We start from the raw sequence: 25,013 nt of genomic DNA on the forward strand, positions 1-25,013 counted from the left end.
AAAGGAAGGCGGTGCTGAAATCCCCCGCTTTTGCTGGAAAGCCCCTCGCAGATCCTGAAGAAAATGAATGCAATACGCTGTTGCGGATTGTTCCACGCGAACGCCCGGCGTATAGCTGTTCCATTTTCAACGCAGGCTCGCATTGAGGGATAAAGGATGGAATCGCTCCCCGCACAATCCACTGAAGGTTATCAACAGATTCACGATGGCATTATTCATCTGGTCGATAGCGCACGGACAGAAACAGTACGTAGCGTTAACGCACTGATGACAGCGACATACTGGGAAATTGGCCGACGAATTGTCGAGTTTGAACAAGGCGGCGAAGCCAGAGCGGCTTATGGTACACAACTAATTAAGCGGCTATCGAAGGATTTAAGTCTAAGGTATAAGCGTGGGTTTTCTACCAGGAATTTATGGCAATTTAAGGATTTTTATATTTGTTTTCAGAGAATTGAAATTGTGCAGACACTGTCTGCACAATTCAGCCCTGCAATTCTCCAGACACCGTCTGGAGAATTCAGCGCCACAATTAGCCAGGCGCTGTCTGGTGAATCCTGCCATTTAGCGCAACTCGCCAGGTCGTTCCCCTTGCCCTGGTCCACTTATGTCCGCCTGCTTTCCGTTAAAAGCCCCGATGCCCGTAACTTTTACGAAAAAGAGACGCTCCGTTGCGGCTGGTCTGTTCGCCAACTTGAGCGGCAAATCGCCACCCAGTTTTATGAGCGCTCAGTACTGTCTCGCGACAAGTCAGCCGTATTGCAACGAACCCAGCCAGTGGAAGCCACTATCATCCCGCAACAAGCGATACGCGATCCTTTCATACTCGAATTTCTGGAACTTAAAGATGAGTACTCAGAATCCGATTTTGAAGAGGCACTGATTAACCATCTGATGGATTTCATGCTGGAGCTTGGGGATGATTTTGCCTTTGTCGGCCGACAGCGACGGTTACGTATTGATGACAACTGGTTTCGAGTGGATCTTCTGTTTTTCCATCGTCCTTTACGCTGCCTGCTGGTTGTAGACCTTAAGGTCGGGAAATTTAGCTACACCGATGCCGGGCAAATGAATATGTATCTGAATTACGCGAAAGAACACTGGACGCAACCAGGAGAGAATCCACCTATTGGATTAATTCTTTGTGCTGAGAAAGGTGCAGGTGAAGCACATTACGCGCTGGCCGGTTTGCCGAATACCGTTCTGGCGAGTGAATATAAGGTGCAACTCCCCGATGAGAAACAACTGGCGGAAGAATTAATTCGCACTCAGCAGGCGCTGGCATCAAGGGCCAGACGCCGCTAAAAAATCTTATCCGACTGATAATTAATATTTTTTCAGGCCGGATTAGCGCCAGCGCTATCCGGCTTTTTTTAACGCACGAGTAAGCTGGCGCGGACTTTCACCACCGTTTTTTTAATCTCTTGCGATAACGCGACTGTACATCCCGGCTTATGCGGTTCCCCCGGCATAAACACAGCGAACATCCCCGGTTTTAACGTCACCGCTTGCTCATTCTCGATGGCAGAGCAAAGCTGGTAATCCTCATCAGCATGTACCTCTTCACACTGCCGGGCCGCCCCTGCCACACCGAACAAAATCCTTTCTTCTCCACTCAGCAAAAGCTGAATATCCACATACTGCGCATGCAGTTCTGCTTTTTTACTTTCGGCTGGCTGTGTGGCAAACGTCATCACATTCATAAAGATGTCATCGCCGCGCAGTTCATAACGCCCTGGTGATTTCTCTTGTGGGCGGGCAGTTAACGCCAATGTTAACGCTTCAGCCAGGACAGGGTGTAACCCTGCAGCAGCCAGCGATTGAATATCCCCAGTTAACATGATTGTTCTCCCTGGGCCAGAAGTGCGGCCCCCAGTAATCCGGCATCGTGCCGATAGTGTGCTAATTGTAGTGTGACCTGATAAACAGCAGGTTCCTGCGCAAGACAGGTCTCCACCCGCGCTAAATACCCTTCCGCCAGCCCAACGCTGCCGCCAATGACCACGCACTGGCAATCGGTGGTCGCTTTTACATCGGCGATTAATCTTGCCAGCGTCTGCGCAGAACGATGGATGAGTTGTATGGCCTGTTCATCACCCTGCCCGGCGCGAATAAAGATCGTTTTAGCGTCACATCCGGCTAGTTCGCCTTCCGCCGCTGCGGCAATCCCGCGCCCGGAGGCAATCGCTTCGACACAACCACGGCGGCCACAGCCGCACATCGGCCCGTTAGGATCGGCCAGCGTATGCCCCAAATGCCCGGCGAGACCGCCCGTTCCGGCGATCGGTTTGCCGTTGATTATCTCCCCTCCCCCCACACCTGTAGAAACGGTGAGGAAAACCATATCGCGATAGTCATCGTGGAGCGCGTGATACTCAGCCCACGCCGCCGCCTGTGCGTCGTTAACGGCTAATGTTGGCAAGCCGGTTATCGCTTCCAGCGTCTTCTTGAGCGGGAAATTCAGCAAGCCCCCCAGATTAAGCGGGTTAATCGCCAGCAGCACGCCATCGCGGATAATCCCGGTTGAGGCGATCGCCACCTGCGTGGCGCGAGGGAAAAGCGGCTCGACCAGCGTTTGCAAAGCGGCGCGCAGCGCATCCGGCGTTTTGCTCGCCGGTGTGGGTAGCTCGCGACGTTCCAGCAGGTTGAGCGCATCATCCACCAGGGCAGCTGCCAGTTTAGTGCCACCGATATCAATCGCCAGCGTGGTCATGACCGCTCCTTTTTCAGCGCCGTGTTGTACCACTGGCAGATATGTTCAAGGCGAGTGATGGCGGAACCGACTGTGACCGCCCACGCGCCGTGGCGCATCGCCTCAGCCGCCTGTGCAGGGGTGTTGTAGCGCCCTTCGGCAATCACCCGGCAGCCCGCATCACTCAGGGATTTCACCAGTGCGAAGTCTGGATCTTCCGGTGTCTGCGGCGTGGTGTAGCCCGAAAGCGTGGTGCCGATAATCTCGGCCCCCAGCCGATAGCAGGCCATGCCATCTTCAAATGTTGAGCAATCGGTCATCGCCAGCAAACCGTGCTGATGAATCTGTGCCAGAAGCGCTTCTACGCTCGCCGGGCGCACGCGGTCCGTGCCATCAACCGCAATAATGTCGGCCCCGGCCTGCGCCAACGCATCAACATCGTCCAGAAAAGGCGTGATACGCACCGGAGAATCATCAAGGTCACGTTTGAGAATGCCGATAATCGGAATCGACACGACTGCACGAGTGGCGCGTAAATTCGCCACGCCTTCAATACGCAGTGCAACTGCCCCGGCCTGTTCCGCCGCCAGCGCCATCGCGGCAACGATATCGGGTTTATCCAGCGGGCTATCAGGGACAGGCTGGCAGGAGACAATCAGCCCGCCAGATTGCGCAATGTTGTTATTCAGCTGTTCAAGTAAAGACATCATCATATCCTCGGAGAAGCGCCCGGCCTGCGCCGGGCTCCCTGTTAACTTTTACTTTTCACCAGTCCGCTTTTATCGCCGCCAAACGGTACGGCGCCACTAAACGGTTTACCGTCGATCGCATCGTGTGTGCGCAGCGCTTCCGGGCGGATCCAACGCTGAACGCGCGTGGGCATATCAAGGCCGATCAGCAGGATCACGACAAACGTCAGGCTGAAGGAGAGCGAGCCCAGCGCGGTGCCCAGATCCAGCCGTTGGGCGATCAATGCGCCGAGGATCGGCGCCAGCGCGCCGCCTAACGCACCGACGTTGTAGGTAAAGCCGAGCCCTGCCGCACGTTGATCCGTTTCGAAATATCCCCCGATCAACTTCGGTAAGATCCCGGAGATCCCCTGCCCCAGCATTTGCTGGAAGAAGAGTAACAAGCCCAGCACCCAGACGTTTGTGCCACCAATCGCAAACACCGGAATGATCAGCAACTGTGAGGCCAGCAGGCTGCAAACATAGGCTTTACGCGTGCCCAGCCAGTCGCCGAGGAACCCGCCCACGCAGCAGCCTACCGCCGCGCCAAATCCGCTGAAGAACAGGACGTTCGCCACCGTGTGCGGGTCATAGGCCAGCTCGGTTTTCAGATAGGTCGGTAACAGTGCCTGAATAGGCCACGAGTAGAGGAAAGCAAACAGCACAACCACCATCAGCATGACGCCGGTCGGCCAGCGTTTGCCGCTGCTTTGCACCATAAAGCTGATAAAGATGATGGCGCACACCAGGCCCAACAGGGCCACCAGCCCGGCAATGCGCGCTTCACCGGCGAAGCAGTACCACAGGGACGCCCCCGCGACACAGGTCATGATGATGTTCATTACGCGATACTGGCCGCGATAGAGGATATCGACCATCGTGCGCACCGGCGCTTTGCCTTCGTGTTTCTCTTTCCAGTCTTCCGCTTCCGGGATGTTTTTACGCAGCCAGAGAGCAAAGACAATAGGTACGATGCCGATGAAAAACAGCGCACGCCAGCCCCAGACGGGCACCACCAGGCTGTAGACCTGTGCGGCGATAACAGCACCGACAGAGAACCCTGAAATCAGGAAGCCGCTGGCTTTGTTGCGCAGGTGTTTAGGCCAGCTTTCGATAACATAGGTGGCGCTGGAACCGTATTCCCCCGCCATCCCCATGCCGATCACCAAACGGGCGATAAACAGCGAGGTGTAGCCCGGTGCAAAACCGCAGGCGAGCGTTCCCGCTGAAAAGAGAATGATGCTGGTGACCATGGCCAGGCGACGACCGTAGCGATCCCCCATTGCGCCGAGCATCAGGCCGCCGAACCAGCGGGAGATAAAGGCGGCGGAGATAAGGCTAGCCGCCTGTACCGTGGTTAAACCGAATTCACCCTGTACTTCCGTCAACACCAGGGCGATTAAGACAAAATCAAAACCATCAAGCAAGTACCCCAGCCAGGCAGCGGAAAATGCCCGCCATTGTGCCCGGTTGAGATGGCGATACCACGGGATGTTCTGGATTGTTGTACTCATGGTGAGTCTCCCGCGGTGGGCTGGGCCCACGCGCTTTGATATGAATGTGTTGGATGGGTGCGGGTTCTTCCCCTCACCCTAACCCTCTCCCTCAAGGGAGAGGGAACCGACCGCGCCAGCGGTTATGTGGGTGCGGGTTCTCCCCCTCACCCTAACCCTCTCCCTCAAGGGAGAGGGAACCGACCGCGCCAGCGGTTATGTGGGTGCGGTTTTCCCCCCTCACCCTAACCCTCTCCCTCAAGGGAGAGGGAACCGACCGCGCCAGCGGTTATGTGGGTGCGGGTTCTCCCCCTCACCCTAACCCTCTCCCTCAAGGGAGAGGGAACCGACCGCGCCAGCGGTTATGTGGGTGCGGTTTTCCCCCCCTCACCCTAACCCTCTCCCTCAAGGGAGAGGGGACCGACCGCGCCAGCGGTTATGTGGGTGCGGTTTGTCCCCCTCACCCTAACCCTCTCCCTCAAGGGAGAGGGGACCGACCGCGCCAGCGGTTATGTGGGTGCGGTTTATCCCCCTCACCCTAACCCTCTCCCTCAAGGGAGAGGGGACCGACCGCGCCAGCGGTTATGTGGGTGCGGTTTTCCCCCCCTCACCCTAACCCTTTCCCTCAAGGGAGAGGGGACCGACCGCGCCAGTGGTTATGTGAGTGCGGTTTTCTCCCCCCTCACCCTAACCCTCTCCCTCAAGGGAGAGGGAACCGACCGCGCCAATAATCATGTGTCTGCGGTTTTCTCCCTCTCCCTGCGGGAGAGGGCCGGGGTGAGGGGCAAAATCAGCTCCGCTCCTGCATCAACTGCTGCGCCAGCGCTTTCAGTTCCGGCAGGTATTTCTCATCTACCGGCGCGAACGGCTTGCGGCACAACGGTACGGAAACCACGTCCATATAGTGCAGAACCGTTTTCAGGCCACGGAATACGCCGACTTTGATCAGCAGGCCGATAACCTCGTTACACTGACGCTGCAACTGCTGCGCCTTCGCGATATCGCCCGCTTTCAGCGCCTGCACGATCCCCATGTAACGCCAGCCCATAATGTTGTAGGTGCTGCCGATCCCGCCGTCTGCGCCCGCCAGCAGGCCGGAAGCAAAGATTTCGTCGTACCCGTTGTAGAGCACCAGATCCGGATGTGCGCGTCGGATCTGCTCCATCTGATACAGATCGCCCGACGTTTGTTTCAGCGCCCCCACGCCCGGCAGCGTGACCAGAGTGTTGATCTGATCCAGCGTCAGTTTTACCCCACTCAGCGCCGGAATGTTATAGACCACCATCGGTAATCCATCAGCCGAGTCGATAATTGCGCGATAGTGGTCACAATGTTCTTCAAAGCTAAACGGGTAGTAAAACGGTGTTACCGCTGAAACGGCGTCAAAGCCGTAACGTTTTGCGGCAACGGCCAGTTGCTGGCTTTCCGCCGTACTGATACAGCCGACATGGGCAATAAGCGTCAATTTGCCTTTGCCTTCTTCCGCCACGATTTCCAGCACTTGCTCGCGTTCCGCCAGGCTTTGAACGAAGGCTTCTCCGGTTGAGCCCCCGACATAAACGCCGTCAACACCCTGTGCAATGTTGAAACGCACCAGACGACGTAGACTCTCTTTATCCATCTTTTGTTGTGCGTCGAAAGGGGTGAGCAGTGCGGGCATGACGCCGCGTAAATTGCTTGCCATAAATACCTCGTAGTGATGTTTAATTGGAATAACTGTGTACCTTTATACCTGTTATACCAGATCACTTTTGAAGCAGTGTAATACAGAAAGCTTATTGTGCGATCGACTTCACTAAACCGATCGCAATACGACGATCACTGACGGGATTTTTTGGCTTTACCGAAGGCGTGCCAGGTCGCGGAAACGCTGTTGAGGTGATCCTGAAGCGCGCGATCGGCTTCGTCAGGATCGCGGGCGCGGATAGCGTCGACAATAGCGATATGCTGTTGGTAGCTGACGCTATTGTGTTCGTGGAGTGCTTGATCCGCCACTTTTGGGCGAGCGGCAATCAGCCAGTCGAGCAGTGCGACATGGATCGCCATAAAGATCGGGTTGCCGGGGATTTCCGCCAGCACGCGGTGGAAGTCGACGTCCGAGCGGATAAACTGCGCGTTGTCATCCAGCGCCTGGCTGTTGATCTCCAGCGCTTTACTCAGCAACGCAATTTGCTCATCCGTAGCGTGTTCAGCGGCGTAACGTACCAGGCTCGATTCAAAGAAAAGACGCAGTTGTTCGAAGTGCGCGATACCGCCAGGATGCGAGAGGAAATCTTTCGCCATGCCGGAGAGTTCGCCGATGATGGTGTCTGCCGACGGACGTGAGACGCGGGCGCGTTCGCCGTTATTGATTTGCACCAGCCCTTTACGCTTGAGCGCGGCCAGTGCTTCACGCACCGACGGGCGACCAACATTGAAGAACGCCATCAGTTCGCGTTCGGACGGCAGTTGCCCATCGTCACCAAATTCCCGGCGGCGAATCATCTGCTCCAGCTCTTCTTCCACCATGTCAGACAGCTTTTTACGCGCCAGCGGACGACGGCGCAGGCTGTTGCCGATGGTGTCTGCAGATTGAGGATCGAAAGCGCTCATAGGTACCGTTTCCATTCGCTGTAGAGGGGAAGTTAGCCTTTACCATCATATCATAAAACAGACGCCGGAAATGACGACGGGGCCAGATGGCCCCGTCGCGTTGTTAAATTACCGTCACTACAATTCATTTAAGACATATTGGAAACGGCACGTAGAATCAATCGGTTGCCGACTACTGGTATTCACCTTCACCACAATGTCGTGGAGTTTTCTATCCGTTAACGGTTTACGTGTCGGTGTGACTGTCACCTTTGCATTATTGCAACCATAAGAGGTAAATGTTAATAAATCTGAAACTGCACGACAGTACGCTCCTCTGGAATCAAAATTACTGCCATCGCAGAGATTGCCACTTTCCATCAGATAGGTCGAAAGCGTTGTTGTGATGGTTGAACCATTGGATTGTAATTGCAACGTTTTAGTATGGCTAACATAATTATCACTCCAGGATATATCATAGGAAGATACCGGAATTGACGGGCAAACAGTATTATGCTCTGTTGGACTTGTATATGCACTAAATCCATTGGCCTGAGAAACTGAATAAAAAGAAGCAATCCATGGGCAGCCATAATCATCAGATGATACCGTGATATTAAAAGTCATAAATCCACATTTATATATGGACGTATCGATACCCGGACAATTTGAGGTGGCTGTATTGCCAAAATCTGTAAGCACTAACTTTGGTGCAGGACCCGTTCCTGTCCAGGATATTAATTGAAGAGTATCGCCTCTTCTTGCGCCTGAATTGTATTGACCATAGGCTACTTCTTCTGGCGTTAATACTGTGACATTAAAACGGATACTCCCCTGCATAGAGATATTATTAATTGCATAATAGATTTCCGCACCAGGGAAGCTTGCGTTTAGGAGCTTATCACCCGCATAGCTCTTTGGAATTACTAAACCGAGAGCAATTAATACCAGACCTGCAAAAAAAACCGTCCATTTTTTCATATTAGATATACTCGAAGGTCGCCGTCAGGTTGGCGGTAAAATCGCCCATCGTCACTTCCCGACCGCTTTTCGCCTGTAACCAGGCCCTGAAATTAATGTCATTGCTGCCATCGCTAAGCGTGAATTTCGCCCCGGTTGGGTCGTTAATCGCCACCCGTACCCCGTCAGTCGTTTCCATCCCAATCCCGACGCCCTGCGCGGTTGATGTGGTATCCAGCGCCAGGAAACCGGGCTGTTCACTGTCTTCCGTACCGGTAAGGGTCACCTGGACCTGATAACTCGCAGGCCCCTTACAATCTTTCAGCTTAAACACCACCGGAACGTGCGTAGACTCCCCCGCAGCCATAAGATCCCGACGACTGATAGTCGGAAAATGGACTTCAGCCAGATTCCCGCTCTCAACCACCAGCGAACAAGAGCGGCTAATTAAATTGCCGTAAAAATGCAGGTTGTTGTCCACGGCCAGGGCACGCGTGCTGCCGATCAACAGCAGGCCCGCTAACAGCCCATAGCCGAGAGAATAAATACGTTCTGTCTTCATTGATAATCCACCCGCAATGTTGCATAGGCTGAAAACGTGGTATCACTCAGCACCGCATCGGCTGACTTCACTGGCACGGCTTCCAGCTTCGGCTTTTGGGTAAAATCGGTGGCGTTAATAGTAAGCGGAGTATTCAGCTTAAAAGGCTGACCATCGTGCTGAAGTTCAATACCAAAGCCGGGAACGTCTGTTTCGATAGCCGAGTCATTGTAGGCGGTCTGCGTACCCGTCCAGGTGAGTGTCATATTCCACTCGGGATCGCGCGTGTCAGAGTCACAGCTCAGGCCATATACCACTTCCTTGCGACCATAGTCTCCGTTGATACTGTCGATAATGAGATCGCGAAATTCCACTTCGAGGGTCTTTCCATCGCTGATAGCACAGGCAGGCGGTGCCACCAGCGTACCGTGGAAGGTGATGTCATCCCCAGCCGCCAGCGCAACGCCACCGCAGGTGCAGAGTAAAAAGAACAAGCGTTTTTTCATTGGTAATCCACCACCATCGTCATACTGGCGTTAAATTCCGCTGGCGTAAGCTGCACTCCGCTCTGTTTTACCGGCACCGCTGTGAGGTTGGGCAACTGGTTAACATTAAAATCAGACCAGTTACCTTCACCCACTCTGAACAGGGAGTTATCGTCACCATTTTCAATGCGAATACCCAGGCCGGGTATTTCCGTCGCAATAACAGTTTCCCCGTTAATCACGGTGGTAGGGCCTTTAAGCTGCATCCGCAGATCATCAAGGCCCACCGCCCTGTTATCACAGTTCAGGGTATAAAGCGGCTGCGTGGTGCGGTAATTCGTGCCATTGATTTTGCTAATGTATACTTCGCCAAATTGCACATTGCTCCCCTTTACGGAACAGGGCGGTGGCCCATCCACCAAAACGCGCAAAGACAATGACACCTGTTTACTTTGCCCTGCGACGGCAAGGTTCCCCATCAGCCAACCGCTCAGGAGAAAAATGCCCGTTCCCACCAGAAACGTGTATTTCATAAGACTCTCCCGGCATCAGCCTTTGCGGCTTTGCTCTGCATCCACCTGGCAATTATTGCCAGTGCATTTAAAGTTCAGCGACAATCGCGCACCGTAGTCGTTGACGTAAGTCAGCACCGGCACAGTGTCCATCTTCACATTCAACGGTGCGGACGATTTCGGCGGCATGACCAGCGGCGTAAACCCGGCTGCCGGATTACCATTTTTCTGTGTGCTGGCATTGCTGATAATCACGTAATACGGCGTGGGGTTATTGACGGTGAACGCCTGACCATTGCGGGTTAACGTCACCTTGTGCTGCCACGGGTCTCTCATGTTAATTTTTGCCAGTGCCTTGGGTCGCCAGAACAATTTGATACGCGTTTGCAGGGCAATTTGCAGCGTATTAGGTTTGTTCGACTTTGGCGGGATTTCACGCACGTTAAAGTAGAACATGCTCTCACGATCGGCCGGTAACTTGTTGATATCCGGCATTCCCTGGACTTTTACCTGACCATTCATCATCGCATCAATACGCTGTACCGGCGGCAGTACCGTAAGTGGCGAGCTGATTTTGTTGCCCTTTTCGTCCTCCATCCAGCTTTGTGCCAGGTAGGGCTGCTTCGGGTCGTTATTGCGCAACGTGACGCTAATAGATTTGTCGCCTTCATTGAAGACCAGGCGTGTACGGTCGGGCGTCACCGATGCGTGGGTGGTAAAACTGGCGGCCGCCACCAGCAGCGCCAACGCAGGGGCAGCGCGTGTTGCAGAGCGAGTCAATGTATACATGGATCAATCCTTAATCACGTTATTGGTTTGCTGAAATAGCCATGGGTTCCGCGCCAGGTGTGACCTGCTGCGTTTGTTCCTGAATCATCGGTTTAATCTCTGCCGGAGCCGCAGGCATCACCGTGCCTTGTTGCTTGCACGGCAGTAACAGGCCGTTGAACAGGTCGGCGGGCAGCGGGTCTGGCAGTGAAATCTCACAGTGAGGTTCGCCATTCCATGAGACACGCATGTGTTCGCCCGCTTTTACCCCGGCCAGATAGACGTTGCCGTCATCATCAACCAGGCCGACCTGCTGGTCGTGTTCGTTTCTCACTTCCGCACCAAATGGCGGGTAACTGCCATCACTCATGCGCAGGACAGCCATCGCCTTTTGCCCACTGATGACCGCAAACTGACGATAGCCAATAGCGCCTTCGGTAAGCGTCGCCTGCACGACAGACTGCGTGGCTTCGGCGTTTTCCGGCAGTCTGGTCAGGTCAATCGTGGCCTGGTTACGGTAGTAGTTATTGACGTCGGCAACGACGGCTTTGCCAAACATATTGGTGTACACCGCTGCGCCATTTCCTTCGACCGGTACGTCCGCGACACCGTCAGCGTCAATCAGCAGTCGCGTACCGCCCATATTTTGAGTACGGTGCAACGCGCCACCGTGAGCCGTGAGCGTAGCGCCGCCCTGTAGCGACAACCCGGCAGAGGTGTACTGCCCTTCATGGTAGTTGGCATTGAGATCCACATGGGCCATTGAACCGTCACGGCTGTAATAACCATCCACGCTGGAGTGATTTTCACTGTTGCCCACGTTTATCTGATAATGACTGGCGTCATCGATACGACTGAAATACCCTACCTGGCTGCTGTCTGAACCACTACCGTAGTTGCCGTTGTAACTCACAACGCTGCTATCGCCCCACGGCATACTTAAGGAGATGTAGACGCCTTTGTCAGCGCTATCGTCATACTCGTAGCGATAACCGGTCAGAGAGATACTCATGTTCCGAATGCCGCCCATATTGAAATAGTGGGAGAGCATTACGTTGTAGTTGGTCTGTTCCTCACGATCCCAGTAGGTGTGGCGCGTATAGTTCAGGTAAACAGAAACACCGGCATCCCTGAAGTTCTGGTTATAAGTGGCGGTGTACATCTCTTTATCATTGCCTGAGCGAACCATTGCGCTGTCATTCGCGTCCAGATACTCGCTCATGGTCATATAGTTCTCTTGCGAGAAGCGGTATCCGGCGAAGGTGACGCGGCTGTTGAGTTCATCAAAGTCTTTGGAGTAACTGACTCTGAAAGAGTTACCGTCGAGCGTGCTTTTTCCGTAAGCGGTCGAATCGTCAAGTCGGGTATGCGAGTGGGTGATATCAAAGGCCATCGCACCGAAAACGGAAAGATCGCGACCAATCCCAAGCGCGGCTGACTGGTAATTTTCATCGCCAAGCGCCCCGCCATACAGTGACCAGCCGTTTGCTATCCCCCAGGACGCTTCGCCACCGGAAAAGAACCCGCCTTGCACATGGTGCCCCCACTCCTGTGGTCGCCCCATCATAATTTTGTAGCGCACCTGGCCCGGGCGAGTCAGGAACGGCATGGAGGCAGTGCTGATGTCATACTCCTGCACCTGACCGTTTGCCTCTTCAATGCGCACATGCAGCGTACCAGAGCTAAAATCGGCAAGATCCTGGATACGGAATGGCCCGGCTGGCACCTGGGTTTCATGGATTACGCGCCCGGCCTGGCTAACTGTGACTTTCGCCGCCGTATGGGCCACGCCGGAAATATCCGGGGCATAGCCGCGCAGGTTCGGCGGCAGCATTTGATCGTCAGTACTGATACTACCGCCGATGTAGTTAAAGCCATCGAATATATCGGAATCGAGGTAATCTTCACCGAGTGCCAGTTTGGCTTTCAGGCTCGGTAACGCGCGCCAGGCATAGTAACGGCTCCAGTCCCAGTTTCTTTCGGTGCTGTCTTCCGTCTCTTTATCGTTACTGCGGGTATGCTGATAATCGCTCTGCCAGTCGGCTCGCAAGCGCCACGGCCCCAGGTTAACGCCAACCGTACCGTTGCCGCTGATATCGTTGCTGTCATCACCGCCTTTTTCTTCATGTCGGGTTTGGGCGTTGATGCTGTAATCGGCAATTAAACCTGAAATGCCATCATCCCAGCGCGAGGGAGGGTCCCAGTCGACATCGCTGTATTCAAGATAAGCCTGCGGCAAGCTGATAAGGAGTGCGGACTGGCTTAAATCAGCGCGCATTTCCAGACCGTCAAATTGGCCTGGCTTGAGGCATTTACCGTCGTGAACCCATTGCAAATTTTTCGCAATGTCTTCTTTGAAACCAAGCAGTGCCACCAGGTCTGGCGACAGGCAGGCGTAAGTCTTATTGGCATCATTTTCTGCAGCATACCAGTAAATATCATATTCACCGGGTAATGGCTGTTTATTCACCTCAACCTGTAAACTGTATTTACCCGGTTCAACATAACCCTGGCTTGAAAAGCGTTTTAAATCGATTTTCGTGTCGCCTTTTAATTCCAGAAAACGGGAATCAAACTGAATATCTTCATCAGCCCAGGCATTGATATGGCATCCAGAGATGGCCACGGCAACGCACCAGGGAAGCGCCCGTAAGCGGAAAAGGGAATAGTCAGGCATACACGTATTCATCCGTGATTATTATAATAAGTCCAAAAACTCGCCAAAATCCCCCATAGCGAAATGCTATGGGGGTGAATTACCTTAGAGATAGGTAATCTGGAAAGTGGTATTCGCTTCAAAACCACCCAGGTCAGGCGTACCCGTCGCACCGACTAACCAGGCTTTGAAGTTCAGAGTCTGTTTAGGTTTGCCTTTATTGGTTGCTGAGTCATTTACGATCGCCTGTTTAATGCCAGCACCGCTTTTATAGGAAGTACCTTGCTTATCACCAATCGCCAGGCTTACATTGTTAAACGCAGCACCTGTATCGATATTAAAAATGGTGTAGTAATTCTCGTTTCCCGTAGAAACGTTACCGGTGAACGTCGTTTCCATGTTCGTTTGGGTTTCAAATACGCAGTCCTGCAAACGAATCTGAAAATCTTTCGGCGTGGTAGTCCCGTTGTTTTTCAGTACTTCGGCACCGATGTTACCCAAATCCACTTCCAGTTTGTGATCGTCTGGAACGATAGAGCACGGGGAGTCTTCAATGGTGCCGTAGAAACGTGCAGTACCGTTGTTGCCTGCAGCGAAGGCTGACGTGGAGACAACTGCGCCCATTACCATTGCGGCTGCAATGGCCGTTTTAGCGAACTTACTCATTATTTGTCCTTAAATCATAAATAATTAAAATATAAACACTCTCTTTAATGAAATTATAAAATTCAAAATTGAAGATGATGTTTATAGTCAACCATCGAATAGGCGTCATTGCTTCCCGCAAAAGAATTGCATGTGATTATATTCTTTGGTGAGCGGGGATAGTGTCCCTGATATCCCTCTCGCTCAATTTATTTTTAATTAATTTATTTTTTAAAATAATTAATTACATCCATGACAATAATGTGAAAGTTCCAAAAGCCCCAGATAAAAAGGACGCAAACGATGAAAAACACTAATAACATAACCAGTAATTATGATTAAATTACTGCAGAGAGAATGTAAGCAAATAAACTATTGCATAATCAACACTATGAAATATAATATTATAAGGCTGCAATTAATATTTTTTTAGATAAAAAACTATTATTAATGGAACGCGTTAGTTGAAATTAATGATTATTTTATGAAGTCTACTGTTTATTTATATTGAGGTTTATCGTTGTATCGGGCTAAATATCAAGACGAAAAAAAAGGCCCTTTCGGGCCTTTTCAGAAACATTACTTCACTACACGTAGCGCCGGGCGACCACCGCGCGGCGGCGGGGTATCGTCCGGATCGGTGTCGTCGTCGTGATCCGGCTTATCGCCATCGATGACCGACATCACCGTTTCGTTTTCAACGACTTCGAGATCGTCGTTGTAGCCTTCAGCATCTTCGTCGTAGGCTGTTTCCGGCTCAAACATGGTGCCTGCGCCGTTTTCACGCGCGTAGATAGCCAGTACGGCAGCCAGCGGCACGGAGACATTGCGCGGAACGCCGCCGAAACGGGCGTTAAAGCGAACTTCATCGTTCGCCAGCTCCAGGTTGCCCACCGCGCGCGGCGCGATGTTCAGAACGATCTGGCCGTCACGGGCATACTCCATTGGCACCTGAACGCCTGGCTGCATGACATCAACGACCAAATGCGGCGTAAGCTGGTTGTCCAGCAGCCACTCGTAAAATGCGCGAAGCAGATACGGGCGGCGCGGAGAAAGCTGTGACACATCCATTCAATTAACCCCGGCCAAGGCGCATTTCGCGCTCGGCTTCCGTTAAGGAGGCAAGGAAAGAATCACGTTCGAAGACGCGGGTCATATAGCCTTTCAGCTCTTTCGCACCCGCACCCACCATTTCGATGCCCATAACCGGCAGACGCCACAGCAGCGGCGCCAGGTAGCAGTCGACCAGGCTGAACTCATCGCTCAGGAAGTACGGCTTCTGGGTGAAGACCGGCGCAATCGCCAGCAGCTCTTCGCGCAGCTGTTTACGTGCAGCATCAGCCTGAGACGCAGAACCCGTCATCACGACGTTCATCAGCGAGTACCAGTCTTTCTCGATACGTTGCATGTACAGACGGCTTTCACCACGTGCAACCGGATAAACCGGCATCAGCGGCGGATGCGGGAAACGCTCATCCAGGTATTCCATGATGATGCGGGATTCCCACAGAGTCAGTTCGCGATCTACCAGTGTCGGGACGCTTTGATTCGGGTTGAGGTCAATCAGATCCTGCGGTGGATTGTCCTTTTCCACGTGCTCTATCTCAAAGCTGACACCTTTTTCAGCCAGCACGATGCGGACCTGATGGCTATAAATGTCAGTAGGACCAGAAAACAGCGTCATTACCGAACGTTTGTTGGCAGCGACAGCCATGAAAACCTCCAGGTATATTCAGAATTTTTACTGCTACCAGCCACACGGTGGCTAGCCAGAAGTGTGTCCCCATCCTGCGTTGAGTGGCATTCCTGCTTGCAAACCAAACAAAAATTGAACAATCACCCGCATTTGGGCAGAAAATTGGAGAATAGTTTACCAGATTTTGCGCGGCTTGTGGTGAGTGGATTCTGGAAATCCGGAAAAAGAGCCGTGAGATTGGCGCTAGCGTTGAGATTATGGCAGGGGCACTTCGCTTGTTCGCCCTGCCAATACGCTCGTAACGTTACTGTTCAGACATAAAAAAACCCGCCGAAGCGGGTTTTTGCGCAAATTGTTGTCTGCCGAAGCAGAAACCAATTAACGTTTGGAGAACTGAGGACGACGACGTGCTTTACGCAGGCCGACTTTCTTACGTTCAACCTGACGAGCATCACGGGTAACGAAGCCAGCTTTACGCAGTTCGCCACGCAGGGACTCATCATACTCCATCAGAGCGCGGGTGATACCGTGACGGATCGCACCAGCCTGACCAGAGATACCACCACCTTTAACGGTGATGTACAGATCCAGTTTCTCAACCATGTCGACCAGTTCCAGCGGCTGACGAACTACCATGCGGGCAGTTTCACGACCGAAGTACTGTTCCAGAGAACGTTGGTTGATAACGATTTTGCCGTTGCCCGGTTTGATGAAAACGCGAGCTGCGGAACTTTTGCGGCGACCAGTGCCGTAGTATTGATTTTCAGCCATTGCCTATAATCCCGATTAGATGTCAAGAACTTGCGGTTGCTGTGCCGCGTGGTTGTGCTCGGTACCCGCGTAAACTTTCAGTTTACGGAACATAGCACGACCCAGCGGGCCTTTTGGCAGCATGCCTTTAACCGCGATTTCAATCACACGCTCAGGACGGCGGGCAATCATCTCTTCAAAGGTCGCTTCTTTGATACCACCGATGTGGCCGGTGTGGTGATAGTACATTTTGTCAGTACGCTTGTTGCCGGTTACAGCAACTTTGTCAGCGTTCAGAACGATGATGTAATCACCGGTATCTACGTGCGGAGTGTATTCCGCTTTGTGCTTACCGCGCAGGCGACGAGCCAGTTCAGTAGCCAGACGGCCCAGAGTTTTACCGGTCGCGTCAACAACATACCAGTCGCGTTGAACGGTTTCTGGTTTAGCTGTAAAAGTTTTCATTAAAAGCTTACCCAAATAAATAAGTTACACGTTGGTGAACACCCAAACGTTTTGTCAGTTGAGGTTCACACGACATTGTCCAGCAAACCTACCCCTTCGAATAGCCTATGCCGGCGCAGAGAAAGTTTTGGGAAAAAAACCTTCTTGTAACGTGGGGTCGCAAGATTATAGAGAAGTCGTGGTTAAAGGTCGACCCTTATTTGTGATTTTGATCGAGGGTTTTTGATAGGGGGGGTGCGGCCTGATGCCCTCACCCCGGCCCTCTCCCACAGGGAGAGGGAGAAAACCTCACTCACATAACCTCCGGCACAATCCGTACCCTCTCCCACGGGGAGAGGGGAGGATTTATGGCATATGCGGCCGTTTCAAATACTCTTCGCTCTGCATTTCCTGCAAACGCGACAGGCAACGCTGGAACTCAAACTTCAACCGCTCGCCCTGATAAATGTCGTACAGCGGCACTTCCGCGCTCACCACCAGCTTCACATGACGCTCGTAGAATTCATCCACCAGCGCAATAAAGCGACGAGCTTCACTCTCCATCAGCGGCGTCATAACAGGCACATCAAATAACATCACCGTGTGGAACAGGCGCGAGAGCGCGATGTAGTCGTGCTGGCTGCGCGCATCAACGCACAGTGTCGTAAAGGAAACCGCCAGCGTTTGATTCTCAACGCCCAGCGTTGGCAGTTGGCGGTGGTTGATTTCCAGCTCTGGCGCATGTTCGCGCTTTGCACCCGCCAGCGCCAGCCACAGTTTATCCATCTCGACGCGCGTTTCATCGTTTAACGGCGAGAGCCACAGATGCGCCTGCGTTAATGTGCGTAAACGGTAATCGACGCCTGCATCAACATTCATGATGTCGCAGTGGGCTTTAATCGCGTCAATGGCCGGCAGGAAGCGCGCACGCTGTAAGCCATTGCGATAAAGCTCGTCCGGCGGTATGTTAGACGTAGCAACCAGCGTAATCCCACGCGAGAACAGCGCTTTCATCAGGCCGCCGAGCAGCATGGCGTCCGTGATATCCGAGACAAAAAACTCGTCAAAACACAGCACGTCGGTTTCCGCTTTAAAGCGTTCAGCAACGATTTCCAGCGGGTCGCTATGGCCCTGAAGCTGCGTCAGCTCTTCATGTACACGCAGCATAAAGCGGTGAAAGTGCAGGCGCTGTTTACGTTCGCCCGGCAGGCTGTGATAGAACATGTCCATCAGCCAGGTTTTCCCCCGGCCAACCCCGCCCCACATATATAAGCCACGAACCGGCGTGCTGGTGTCCGCCTCGCGTTTACCAAGCAATTTTCCGAATTTTGCCATCAGGCCGCCGCCGCTTTGGGCCGGCTGCACACGATTAGCGAGCAGTTCCTGGTAGATGGTATCGAGGCGGTTTACCGCCTCACGTTGAACATCATCAGGCTGATGGGTGCCCTCTTCGAGGGCCTGAAGATAACGCGATGTGGGGGACAGGCTTTGCATGATCTAATTGTTATTCCTTTGAAAACCGGTATGTCTTACTTCACGATTGGTGAAAAAAGTGCCGTTCTACACTACGCGATGATACGCCAGGATTCCACTTCTGCGGAATAAGCGGTTATAGTGGCAGTATCTGGTACAGGCAAGGACCGCCTGGTCACCAATACCCTACGGAACCACAAAACAATGGGAGATGTTCATGACCTGGGAATATGCGCTAATTGGGCTCGTTGTCGGCATTATTATCGGTGCTGTGGCCATGCGTTTCGGTAATCGCAAATTGCGTCAACAACAGGCCCTGCAGTACGAGCTGGAAAAAAATAAAGCCGAACTGGAAGAGTACCGTGAAGAGTTAGTCAGCCATTTTGCGCGTAGTGCGGAATTGCTGAACAACATGGCAGACGATTATCGTCAGCTCTATCAACACATGGCGAAAAGCTCAAGCAGCCTGCTGCCTGAAATGAGCGCAGAGTCTAATCCGTTCCGCAACCGTCTGGCTGAATCGGAAGCCGGTAACGACCAGGCGCCGGTACAGATGCCGCGTGACTACTCAGAAGGCGCATCCGGCCTGCTGCGTAGCGGTGCAAAACGCGACTAATCCTTTCTGCGAACAATTTATTTCACGGGCGCGCCTGTTGCGCCCGTCACTTCTCTCTGCCCCGACTATATTTAGTCAATATCCACATTGTTACCCCGAGAAAAATTCAATAACATCAGACTGTTTCGGGAAGCATGTCCTTACACCTCAGGTCAGGAGAGCCAGCATCAATGAATAAATCTACTTTGCTGTTGAGTGCGTTAGCGTTAAGTGTCGGCCTGTCCTTTGCCGTACCTCAGGTGGCCAGCGCGTCGATTCCCACTCAGGTTCCAGGCCAGGGCGCACTGCCAAGCCTCGCGCCGATGCTGGAAAAAGTCTTGCCCGCCGTGGTGAGCGTGCAGGTGGAAGGCACCGCCACGCCGAGTCAGCGCGTGCCGGAAGAGCTTAAAAAATTCTTTGGTGAAGAAGGCGGCAACGAACCAGCGCAACCATTCGAAGGTCTGGGCTCCGGCGTCATAATCGATGCGGCGAAAGGCTACGTCTTAACCAACAACCACGTCATCAGCCAGGCGCAAAAAATCAGCATCCAGCTGAATGATGGCCGCGAGTTCGATGCCAAACTGATTGGCAGTGATGACCAAAGCGACATCGCCCTGCTGCAAATTCAGGGCGGCAGCAAACTCACGCAAATCGCCATTGCCGACTCCGATAAACTGCGCGTCGGTGATTTCGCCGTCGCCGTGGGTAACCCCTTCGGACTGGGGCAAACCGCCACCTCCGGGATCGTATCGGCGTTAGGCCGAAGCGGGCTGAACCTCGAAGGGCTGGAAAACTTTATTCAGACCGATGCCTCAATTAACCGTGGGAACTCCGGTGGCGCATTGCTGAACCTCAACGGTGAGCTGATCGGCATTAACACCGCGATTCTCGCCCCGGGCGGCGGTAGCGTGGGGATTGGCTTCGCCATCCCCAGCAATATGGCGCAAATCCTCGCGAAACAGCTGATTCAGTTCGGTGAAATCAAACGCGGGCTGCTCGGTATTCGCGGTATGGAAATGAGCGCCGATATCGCCAAAGCGTTTAACCTCAACGTGCAGCGCGGGGCGTTTGTCAGCGAAGTGCTGCCTAACTCCGGTTCAGCGAAAGCGGGTATAAAATCAGGCGACGTGATTGTTAGCCTGAACGGTAAAGCGCTGAGCAGCTTTGCCGAACTGCGTTCGCGCATTGCTACCACCGAACCCGGCTCAAAAGTGAAGCTGGGTCTGCTGCGCGATGGCAAACCGCTTGAAGTCGAAGTCACGCTGGATAAAAGCACCTCGGCAACCGCCAGCGCAGAAATGATTGCCCCACAGCTTCAGGGCGCGTCATTAAGCGATGGTCAGTTGAAAGATGGCACCAAAGGCATTGTCATCAGCGATGTAGAAAAAGGCAGCGCAGCGGCGCAGGTTGGCCTGCATAAAGATGATGTCATCATCGGCATTAACCGCCAGCGCACGCAGTCCATCGCGGATATGCGCAAAGTGCTGGAAACTAAACCGTCGGTGATTGCCCTGAACGTAATGCGCGGTGAAGAAAGTATTTACCTCCTGATGCGCTAACCGTTATGCGCTGGACATCGCGCAGCATGTGATGTCCAGCGTAGTCGTGGTATGCTGCGAACGTTTATTCATCAACGATACCTGATCATGCTTGCAAAGCTTTTACGTTCTGTCGCAATTGGTTTTATTGTCGGTGGCATTTTGCTGGCCGCGATGCCCTCTTTACGCAAGTGGACAACCGCGACCACCACGCTCACCAGCTCGGATGAATCCCCCGCCAGCTATAACCAGGCTGTGCGTCGTGCCGCGCCAGCGGTCGTTAACGTCTATAACCGTGGCCTGAACAGCACCGGGCAGAATCAACTGGAGATCCGCACGCTCGGCTCCGGGGTGATCATGGACGAACGCGGGTATATCGTGACCAACAAGCATGTCATTAACGATGCCGATCAAATCATCGTCGCGTTGCAGGATGGCCGCGTCTTCGAAGCGCTGCTGGTCGGCTCCGATACGCTTACCGACCTTGCGGTACTAAAAATTAACGCCACCGGCGGCCTGCCGGTTATTCCCATCAATCCCAAACGTGTACCCCATATTGGCGATGTGGTGCTGGCGATTGGTAACCCTTACAACCTGGGGCAGACCATTACGCAGGGCATTATCAGTGCTACCGGCCGTATCGGCCTGAACCCGACCGGGCGACAGAATTTCCTGCAAACGGATGCCTCCATCAACCACGGTAACTCTGGCGGCGCGCTGATTAACTCACTGGGCGAGCTAATGGGTATCAACACCCTCTCTTTCGATAAGAGTAACGACGGCGAAACGCCGGAAGGCTTAAGCTTCGCCATCCCGTTCCAGCTGGCGACTAAAATCATGGATAAACTGATCCGCGATGGTCGGGTGATCCGTGGTTATATCGGGATCGGCGGGCGCGAGATCGCCCCGCTGCATGCACAGGGCGGCGGCATGGATCAGATCCAGGGGATCGTGGTAAACGAAGTCACCACAGGCGGCCCAGCCGCGCTGGCGGGTATTCAGGTCAACGACGTTATTACTTCGGTGAATGGTAAACCGGCGCTTTCCGCGCTGGAGACCATGGACCAGGTGGCCGAAATTCGCCCGGGGTCGGATATCCCGGTTGAGGTCATGCGCGACGATAAGAAACTCACGCTGAAAGTGACGGTTCAGGAGTATCCGGCGTCGAACTAACAGACACAAAAAAAGGGCCTGACGGCCCTTTTTTTCATGCGTTACATCACTTATTCACAAACTCTTCGCCAAGCGTAATATCTTTTCTCAGCGTATCCAGCATACCTTCCAGCGCCTGTTGCTCAAACGCGCTCAGTTTGCCGATGGACTGACGCTCTTCCACACCGTTTTTGCCCAGCAGCAGCGGTTGAGAGAAGAAACGCGCGTACTGACCGTCGCCTTCCACATAGGCACATTCAACGATGCCTTTCTCACCCTGCAGGGCGCGAACCAGAGAAAGACCTAAACGTGCAGCCGCCTGCCCCATCGACAGGGTTGCAGAGCCGCCACCAGCCTTGGCTTCAACCACTTCCGTACCCGCATTCTGGATACGTTTGGTGAGATCGGCCACTTCCTGATCGCTAAAGGAAACACCAGGGATCTGTGACAACAGCGGCAGAATGGTCACGCCAGAGTGGCCGCCAATAACCGGCACTTCCACTTCTGTCGCCTTTTTACCTTTCAGTTCCGCCACAAATGTATTTGAGCGGATGATATCCAGCGTAGTAACGCCGAACAGTTTGTTCTTATCGTATACGCCCGCTTTTTTCAGCACTTCTGCCGCAATGGCAACCGTGGTATTCACCGGATTTGTGATTATGCCGATGCAGGCTTTCGGAGCGGTTTTCGCCACCTGCTGCACCAGGTTCTTCACGATCCCGGCATTAACGTTAAACAGATCGGAGCGATCCATACCCGGTTTGCGCGCGACGCCCGCGGAAATTAACACCACATCCGCCCCTTCCAGCGCCGGAGAAGCATCTTCACCGGAGAAGCCTGTAATCTTCACATCGGTCGGGATATGACTGAGATCGACCGCCACGCCTGGCGTGACAGGGGCGATATCATAGAGAGTGAGTTCTGAGCCTGAAGGTAGTTGGGTCTTAAGTAGTAGGGCAAGCGCCTGACCGATACCGCCGGCGGCACCAAGGACTGCAACTTTCATCCGAAACTCCTTATTATGGTTAATGTCATTCAGGGTGACCTGTCATGTACCGCAAAACCGACGCAGGGCACTGCCTGTTATACTCCGTTGCGGCGACCTTAATTCACGGTGTAAATAATTACAATCTAATTACTTACAGAATGAGGGGTATTTAGCAGCCTTGCTACAAAATTGCTCATTCGTTTACCGGGAAAGGTCTTATTCACGTAACCAAATCCACATCAACTATCACTTAAACTATAACCAGTGATCTGGTTAAAACAACATCATTTTCATAACATTTAATTTACTTTTAACCTTATTTGCAGGCCGTGATATAGGCATGTTTATTAATAGTAAATTTTGCTAAGATCCGCCCCTTCTCGCGATTATTATCCGCCTTTTTTGCAGATTATTTGCATAAAAATGCATTTATATGCATAATCATGTTAATTTCATCACCATATACGGGTGACTTATGCGAAGTTCGACCAAACAAGAAGAATTAGTGAAAGCGTTTAAAGCGCTATTAAAGGAAGAAAAGTTTAGCTCTCAGGGTGAGATCGTCCAGGCGCTGCAGGAGGAAGGATTCGAAAATATTAATCAATCCAAAGTCTCCCGCATGCTAACCAAGTTTGGCGCGGTTCGTACCCGCAATGCCAAGATGGAGATGGTCTACTGCCTTCCGGCTGAACTCGGCGTACCGACGACCTCCAGCCCGCTGAAAAATCTGGTGCTGGATATCGACTACAACGATGCGGTTGTTGTTATCCACACAAGCCCTGGCGCTGCGCAGCTGATTGCCCGCCTGCTTGACTCGCTGGGTAAAGCGGAAGGTATTCTCGGCAGCATCGCCGGTGACGACACCATCTTTACCACTCCGGCCCGTGGCTTTACGGTGAAAGATCTCTACGAAGCCATTCTGGTTCTGTTCGAGCAAGAGCTGTAATCCCCTTCCTCTGGTCGCTGGCCAGAGGATCATCCCTTTCTGCCGCTTCGTTTCCCCGACATTCTCCCGCACACCATTTTGCAATACGTGCTTTAAATCGCCTAAACACATAGTTTCAGTGAATACATCCGCACAGAATCGCACGAAAAATCAAATCAGTATATCCATATGATTTTCTTAGGATTAACCTCACAATATAGCACTAATACACCATTTTTTATTTCAATTGGTCATAAAAAAAAGATTTTTTAAAACAGATTTACGCTTGAAACCATTAGTCTGGTATTAATTTTAAGTGTGATTAGTGTATACTTAATTTCGTGATGAGGGTCACAAAACAAAGACCTTCCAAATAATTCGACGAGGTGTAGATCATGAAAATCAAAACAACTGTTGCGGCTCTGAGCATCCTTTCCGTTATCTCTTTTGGCGCTTTCGCCGCTGACTCTATTAACAGCGATCAAGCGCAAAATCGTCAGGCTATCGGCACCGTATCCGTCGGTGCAGTCGGTTCTTCTCCGATGGATATGCATGAGATGCTGAACAAGAAAGCGGAAGAACAGGGCGCTTCTTCTTATCGCATCATCGAAGCGCGTACCGGCGCCCACTGGCACGCAACAGCTGAACTGTACAAATAAGTTTGGCTTATAGAGTGAGTAAGATTTAGGTAAACAATATTTTCTACAGCGGTCCAGGAAGCCATGTTTTCTCCTCTCACCGCTGTCGCACATGGTGGAGTAAAAATTATGAAAAACGCAATGTTCATCGCTTCTCTGGGTCTGGCTTCTGTTCTCTCTTTTGGTGCCAGCGCGGCTGAGCAAATCAGTTCGGAACAAGCACAGAACCTGCAATCTATGGGTACCGTTTCCGTATCACAGGTCGGCAGCTCGCCGATGGATATGAATAGCGCATTATCAGCAAAAGCAGCAAAAGAAGGCGCAAGCGGCTACCGCATTATTGAAGCGCGTTCCGGTAATACCTGGCACGCGACCGCAGAATTGTACAAATAAACCCTCGTCGTCTTGTCCGACGACTTGCCCCCGCCGTTACGCGGGGGCTTTTTTATGTCCGCGAAAGGTTAAAGCGCAGCATCCCTTCCAGCTCTTCCTCTGCCTCATCAAATAACAGTATCAGCGCACCGTAACGCCGCTTCTGCTTCTCATCCAGATGCAGGAACTCTATCTCCAGCGGCAGCGGAAGCTGGCTGCCGGTCACGACATCCCACAATGAATCGAGATCGTGAACCTGCCCACTCTTGAGTGCGAAAAGGCGCGTGAACTCGCGGTAAAAATCACCCTGGTTTTCTATTTCATCAAAATCAAAAGAATAGAGTTCCATCGCCCGCCCTCAATTTTCCCGCCGCTGTCATCCGCCTCTAAG

27 protein-coding genes are annotated in these 25,013 nt (G+C 52.7%); 7 read left to right on the forward strand and 20 right to left on the reverse strand.

The window, feature by feature from the left end:
- The first annotated feature begins 156 nt into the window (after positions 1-156).
- On the forward strand, positions 157-1,305 hold the full coding sequence (locus F0Q32_RS17050) for a YhcG family protein (protein ID WP_149464009.1): 1,149 nt from the start codon (positions 157-159) through the stop codon (positions 1,303-1,305).
- 68 nt (positions 1,306-1,373) lie between these two features.
- On the opposite strand, the gene nanQ is transcribed toward F0Q32_RS17050, so the two are convergent.
- From nanQ to zapE, 18 genes are all read right to left on the reverse strand, one after another.
- A complete protein-coding gene (nanQ, locus tag F0Q32_RS17055) occupies positions 1,374-1,841 on the reverse strand; it encodes an N-acetylneuraminate anomerase (RefSeq protein WP_149464010.1) in 468 nt (155 codons plus the stop codon).
- Entirely contained in the window at positions 1,835-2,713 is an 879-nt protein-coding gene (locus F0Q32_RS17060; protein WP_149464011.1) for an N-acetylmannosamine kinase, read from the reverse strand. The genes nanQ and F0Q32_RS17060 overlap by 7 nt, the downstream gene beginning before the upstream one ends.
- Entirely contained in the window at positions 2,710-3,399 is a 690-nt protein-coding gene (locus tag F0Q32_RS17065; protein WP_149464012.1) for an N-acetylmannosamine-6-phosphate 2-epimerase, read from the reverse strand. The genes F0Q32_RS17060 and F0Q32_RS17065 overlap by 4 nt, the downstream gene beginning before the upstream one ends.
- A 44-nt stretch (positions 3,400-3,443) precedes the next feature.
- Positions 3,444-4,934: an MFS transporter gene (locus F0Q32_RS17070; protein ID WP_149464013.1), complete on the reverse strand. Its 1,491-nt coding sequence runs from the start codon at positions 4,932-4,934 to the stop codon at positions 3,444-3,446.
- A gap of 769 nt (positions 4,935-5,703) precedes the next feature.
- Entirely contained in the window at positions 5,704-6,597 is an 894-nt protein-coding gene (nanA, locus tag F0Q32_RS17075; protein WP_149464014.1) for an N-acetylneuraminate lyase, read from the reverse strand.
- A gap of 134 nt (positions 6,598-6,731) precedes the next feature.
- Entirely contained in the window at positions 6,732-7,505 is a 774-nt protein-coding gene (gene nanR, locus F0Q32_RS17080) for a transcriptional regulator NanR (RefSeq protein WP_188016881.1), read from the reverse strand.
- Positions 7,506-7,622: 117 nt separating this feature from the next.
- Positions 7,623-8,465: a StfH/YfcO family fimbrial adhesin gene (locus F0Q32_RS17085; RefSeq protein WP_149464016.1), complete on the reverse strand. Its 843-nt coding sequence runs from the start codon at positions 8,463-8,465 to the stop codon at positions 7,623-7,625.
- A gap of 1 nt (position 8,466) precedes the next feature.
- Complete coding sequence (locus F0Q32_RS17090; RefSeq protein WP_149464017.1) at positions 8,467-9,006, reverse strand: fimbrial protein; 540 nt, start codon at positions 9,004-9,006, stop codon at positions 8,467-8,469.
- Positions 9,003-9,491, reverse strand: coding sequence for a fimbrial protein (locus tag F0Q32_RS17095; RefSeq protein ID WP_149464018.1), 489 nt, complete (start codon positions 9,489-9,491; stop codon positions 9,003-9,005). Before F0Q32_RS17095 ends, F0Q32_RS17090 begins: the two co-directional genes overlap by 4 nt.
- The gene (locus F0Q32_RS17100; RefSeq protein ID WP_105272315.1) at positions 9,488-10,003 is read right to left on the reverse strand and encodes a fimbrial protein; all 516 of its coding nucleotides are present in this window, start codon (positions 10,001-10,003) and stop codon (positions 9,488-9,490) included. The genes F0Q32_RS17095 and F0Q32_RS17100 overlap by 4 nt, the downstream gene beginning before the upstream one ends.
- A gap of 15 nt (positions 10,004-10,018) precedes the next feature.
- Positions 10,019-10,771: a fimbria/pilus periplasmic chaperone gene (locus tag F0Q32_RS17105; protein ID WP_088541247.1), complete on the reverse strand. Its 753-nt coding sequence runs from the start codon at positions 10,769-10,771 to the stop codon at positions 10,019-10,021.
- A 19-nt stretch (positions 10,772-10,790) separates the two neighbouring features.
- On the reverse strand, positions 10,791-13,427 hold the full coding sequence (locus F0Q32_RS17110; protein ID WP_149464019.1) for a fimbrial biogenesis outer membrane usher protein: 2,637 nt from the start codon (positions 13,425-13,427) through the stop codon (positions 10,791-10,793).
- 84 nt (positions 13,428-13,511) lie between these two features.
- The gene (locus F0Q32_RS17115; RefSeq protein WP_149464020.1) at positions 13,512-14,072 is read right to left on the reverse strand and encodes a fimbrial protein; all 561 of its coding nucleotides are present in this window, start codon (positions 14,070-14,072) and stop codon (positions 13,512-13,514) included.
- 558 nt (positions 14,073-14,630) lie between these two features.
- The gene (gene sspB / locus F0Q32_RS17120) at positions 14,631-15,122 is read right to left on the reverse strand and encodes a ClpXP protease specificity-enhancing factor (RefSeq protein WP_015962806.1); all 492 of its coding nucleotides are present in this window, start codon (positions 15,120-15,122) and stop codon (positions 14,631-14,633) included.
- A 4-nt stretch (positions 15,123-15,126) separates the two neighbouring features.
- Entirely contained in the window at positions 15,127-15,765 is a 639-nt protein-coding gene (sspA, locus tag F0Q32_RS17125) for a stringent starvation protein SspA (protein WP_149464021.1), read from the reverse strand.
- A gap of 360 nt (positions 15,766-16,125) precedes the next feature.
- A complete protein-coding gene (rpsI, locus tag F0Q32_RS17130; RefSeq protein ID WP_000829815.1) occupies positions 16,126-16,518 on the reverse strand; it encodes a 30S ribosomal protein S9 in 393 nt (130 codons plus the stop codon).
- A gap of 15 nt (positions 16,519-16,533) precedes the next feature.
- On the reverse strand, positions 16,534-16,962 hold the full coding sequence (gene rplM / locus F0Q32_RS17135; protein ID WP_015962804.1) for a 50S ribosomal protein L13: 429 nt from the start codon (positions 16,960-16,962) through the stop codon (positions 16,534-16,536).
- Between the two features lie 345 nt (positions 16,963-17,307).
- Positions 17,308-18,435 carry a cell division protein ZapE gene (gene zapE, locus F0Q32_RS17140; RefSeq protein WP_149464022.1) on the reverse strand — a complete coding sequence of 376 codons (1,128 nt, stop codon included), beginning with the start codon at positions 18,433-18,435 and terminating at the stop codon, positions 17,308-17,310.
- A 196-nt stretch (positions 18,436-18,631) separates the two neighbouring features.
- Between zapE and zapG the strand changes: the two genes are divergently transcribed.
- From zapG to degS, 3 genes are all read left to right on the forward strand, one after another.
- Positions 18,632-19,030, forward strand: coding sequence for a Z-ring associated protein ZapG (gene zapG, locus F0Q32_RS17145; protein ID WP_015962802.1), 399 nt, complete (start codon positions 18,632-18,634; stop codon positions 19,028-19,030).
- Between the two features lie 170 nt (positions 19,031-19,200).
- Positions 19,201-20,568: a serine endoprotease DegQ gene (degQ, locus tag F0Q32_RS17150; protein WP_149464023.1), complete on the forward strand. Its 1,368-nt coding sequence runs from the start codon at positions 19,201-19,203 to the stop codon at positions 20,566-20,568.
- 87 nt (positions 20,569-20,655) lie between these two features.
- Positions 20,656-21,720 carry an outer membrane-stress sensor serine endopeptidase DegS gene (gene degS, locus F0Q32_RS17155; RefSeq protein WP_149464024.1) on the forward strand — a complete coding sequence of 355 codons (1,065 nt, stop codon included), beginning with the start codon at positions 20,656-20,658 and terminating at the stop codon, positions 21,718-21,720.
- 46 nt (positions 21,721-21,766) lie between these two features.
- Here degS and mdh read toward each other — a convergent pair whose 3' ends face one another.
- Positions 21,767-22,705: a malate dehydrogenase gene (mdh, locus tag F0Q32_RS17160; RefSeq protein ID WP_108474934.1), complete on the reverse strand. Its 939-nt coding sequence runs from the start codon at positions 22,703-22,705 to the stop codon at positions 21,767-21,769.
- A gap of 457 nt (positions 22,706-23,162) precedes the next feature.
- Here mdh and argR point away from each other — a divergent pair, with 457 nt between their 5' ends.
- The 3 genes from argR to yhcN (F0Q32_RS17175) all read left to right on the forward strand — a co-directional run bounded on the left by argR (position 23,163) and on the right by yhcN (F0Q32_RS17175) (position 24,643).
- Positions 23,163-23,633 carry a transcriptional regulator ArgR gene (gene argR, locus F0Q32_RS17165; RefSeq protein ID WP_015962796.1) on the forward strand — a complete coding sequence of 157 codons (471 nt, stop codon included), beginning with the start codon at positions 23,163-23,165 and terminating at the stop codon, positions 23,631-23,633.
- A gap of 374 nt (positions 23,634-24,007) precedes the next feature.
- Complete coding sequence (yhcN, locus tag F0Q32_RS17170; protein WP_149464025.1) at positions 24,008-24,271, forward strand: peroxide/acid stress response protein YhcN; 264 nt, start codon at positions 24,008-24,010, stop codon at positions 24,269-24,271.
- Between the two features lie 108 nt (positions 24,272-24,379).
- Positions 24,380-24,643, forward strand: a complete 264-nt coding sequence (gene yhcN, locus F0Q32_RS17175; protein ID WP_149464026.1) for a peroxide/acid stress response protein YhcN — start codon at positions 24,380-24,382, stop codon at positions 24,641-24,643.
- 52 nt (positions 24,644-24,695) lie between these two features.
- On the opposite strand, the gene F0Q32_RS17180 is transcribed toward yhcN (F0Q32_RS17175), so the two are convergent.
- Positions 24,696-24,971, reverse strand: coding sequence for a barstar family protein (locus F0Q32_RS17180; RefSeq protein ID WP_149464027.1), 276 nt, complete (start codon positions 24,969-24,971; stop codon positions 24,696-24,698).
- Positions 24,972-25,013 lie beyond the last annotated feature (42 nt).

This window comes from Pseudocitrobacter sp. 73, assembly GCF_008369545.1.
Lineage (GTDB): Bacteria > Pseudomonadota > Gammaproteobacteria > Enterobacterales > Enterobacteriaceae > Pseudocitrobacter > Pseudocitrobacter vendiensis.

Coding starts and splice junctions, on each gene's coding strand:
- F0Q32_RS17050 (WP_149464009.1), top strand. CDS start 157: ATGGAATCGCTCCCCGCACAATCCACTGAAGGTTATCAACAGATTCAC.
- nanQ (WP_149464010.1), bottom strand. CDS start 1,841: ATGTTAACTGGGGATATTCAATCGCTGGCTGCTGCAGGGTTACACCCT.
- F0Q32_RS17060 (WP_149464011.1), bottom strand. CDS start 2,713: ATGACCACGCTGGCGATTGATATCGGTGGCACTAAACTGGCAGCTGCC.
- F0Q32_RS17065 (WP_149464012.1), bottom strand. CDS start 3,399: ATGTCTTTACTTGAACAGCTGAATAACAACATTGCGCAATCTGGCGGG.
- F0Q32_RS17070 (WP_149464013.1), bottom strand. CDS start 4,934: ATGAGTACAACAATCCAGAACATCCCGTGGTATCGCCATCTCAACCGG.
- nanA (WP_149464014.1), bottom strand. CDS start 6,597: ATGGCAAGCAATTTACGCGGCGTCATGCCCGCACTGCTCACCCCTTTC.
- nanR (WP_188016881.1), bottom strand. CDS start 7,505: ATGAGCGCTTTCGATCCTCAATCTGCAGACACCATCGGCAACAGCCTG.
- F0Q32_RS17085 (WP_149464016.1), bottom strand. CDS start 8,465: ATGAAAAAATGGACGGTTTTTTTTGCAGGTCTGGTATTAATTGCTCTC.
- F0Q32_RS17090 (WP_149464017.1), bottom strand. CDS start 9,006: ATGAAGACAGAACGTATTTATTCTCTCGGCTATGGGCTGTTAGCGGGC.
- F0Q32_RS17095 (WP_149464018.1), bottom strand. CDS start 9,491: ATGAAAAAACGCTTGTTCTTTTTACTCTGCACCTGCGGTGGCGTTGCG.
- F0Q32_RS17100 (WP_105272315.1), bottom strand. CDS start 10,003: ATGAAATACACGTTTCTGGTGGGAACGGGCATTTTTCTCCTGAGCGGT.
- F0Q32_RS17105 (WP_088541247.1), bottom strand. CDS start 10,771: ATGTATACATTGACTCGCTCTGCAACACGCGCTGCCCCTGCGTTGGCG.
- F0Q32_RS17110 (WP_149464019.1), bottom strand. CDS start 13,427: ATGCCTGACTATTCCCTTTTCCGCTTACGGGCGCTTCCCTGGTGCGTT.
- F0Q32_RS17115 (WP_149464020.1), bottom strand. CDS start 14,072: ATGAGTAAGTTCGCTAAAACGGCCATTGCAGCCGCAATGGTAATGGGC.
- sspB (WP_015962806.1), bottom strand. CDS start 15,122: ATGGATGTGTCACAGCTTTCTCCGCGCCGCCCGTATCTGCTTCGCGCA.
- sspA (WP_149464021.1), bottom strand. CDS start 15,765: ATGGCTGTCGCTGCCAACAAACGTTCGGTAATGACGCTGTTTTCTGGT.
- rpsI (WP_000829815.1), bottom strand. CDS start 16,518: ATGGCTGAAAATCAATACTACGGCACTGGTCGCCGCAAAAGTTCCGCA.
- rplM (WP_015962804.1), bottom strand. CDS start 16,962: ATGAAAACTTTTACAGCTAAACCAGAAACCGTTCAACGCGACTGGTAT.
- zapE (WP_149464022.1), bottom strand. CDS start 18,435: ATGCAAAGCCTGTCCCCCACATCGCGTTATCTTCAGGCCCTCGAAGAG.
- zapG (WP_015962802.1), top strand. CDS start 18,632: ATGACCTGGGAATATGCGCTAATTGGGCTCGTTGTCGGCATTATTATC.
- degQ (WP_149464023.1), top strand. CDS start 19,201: ATGAATAAATCTACTTTGCTGTTGAGTGCGTTAGCGTTAAGTGTCGGC.
- degS (WP_149464024.1), top strand. CDS start 20,656: ATGCTTGCAAAGCTTTTACGTTCTGTCGCAATTGGTTTTATTGTCGGT.
- mdh (WP_108474934.1), bottom strand. CDS start 22,705: ATGAAAGTTGCAGTCCTTGGTGCCGCCGGCGGTATCGGTCAGGCGCTT.
- argR (WP_015962796.1), top strand. CDS start 23,163: ATGCGAAGTTCGACCAAACAAGAAGAATTAGTGAAAGCGTTTAAAGCG.
- yhcN (WP_149464025.1), top strand. CDS start 24,008: ATGAAAATCAAAACAACTGTTGCGGCTCTGAGCATCCTTTCCGTTATC.
- yhcN (WP_149464026.1), top strand. CDS start 24,380: ATGAAAAACGCAATGTTCATCGCTTCTCTGGGTCTGGCTTCTGTTCTC.
- F0Q32_RS17180 (WP_149464027.1), bottom strand. CDS start 24,971: ATGGAACTCTATTCTTTTGATTTTGATGAAATAGAAAACCAGGGTGAT.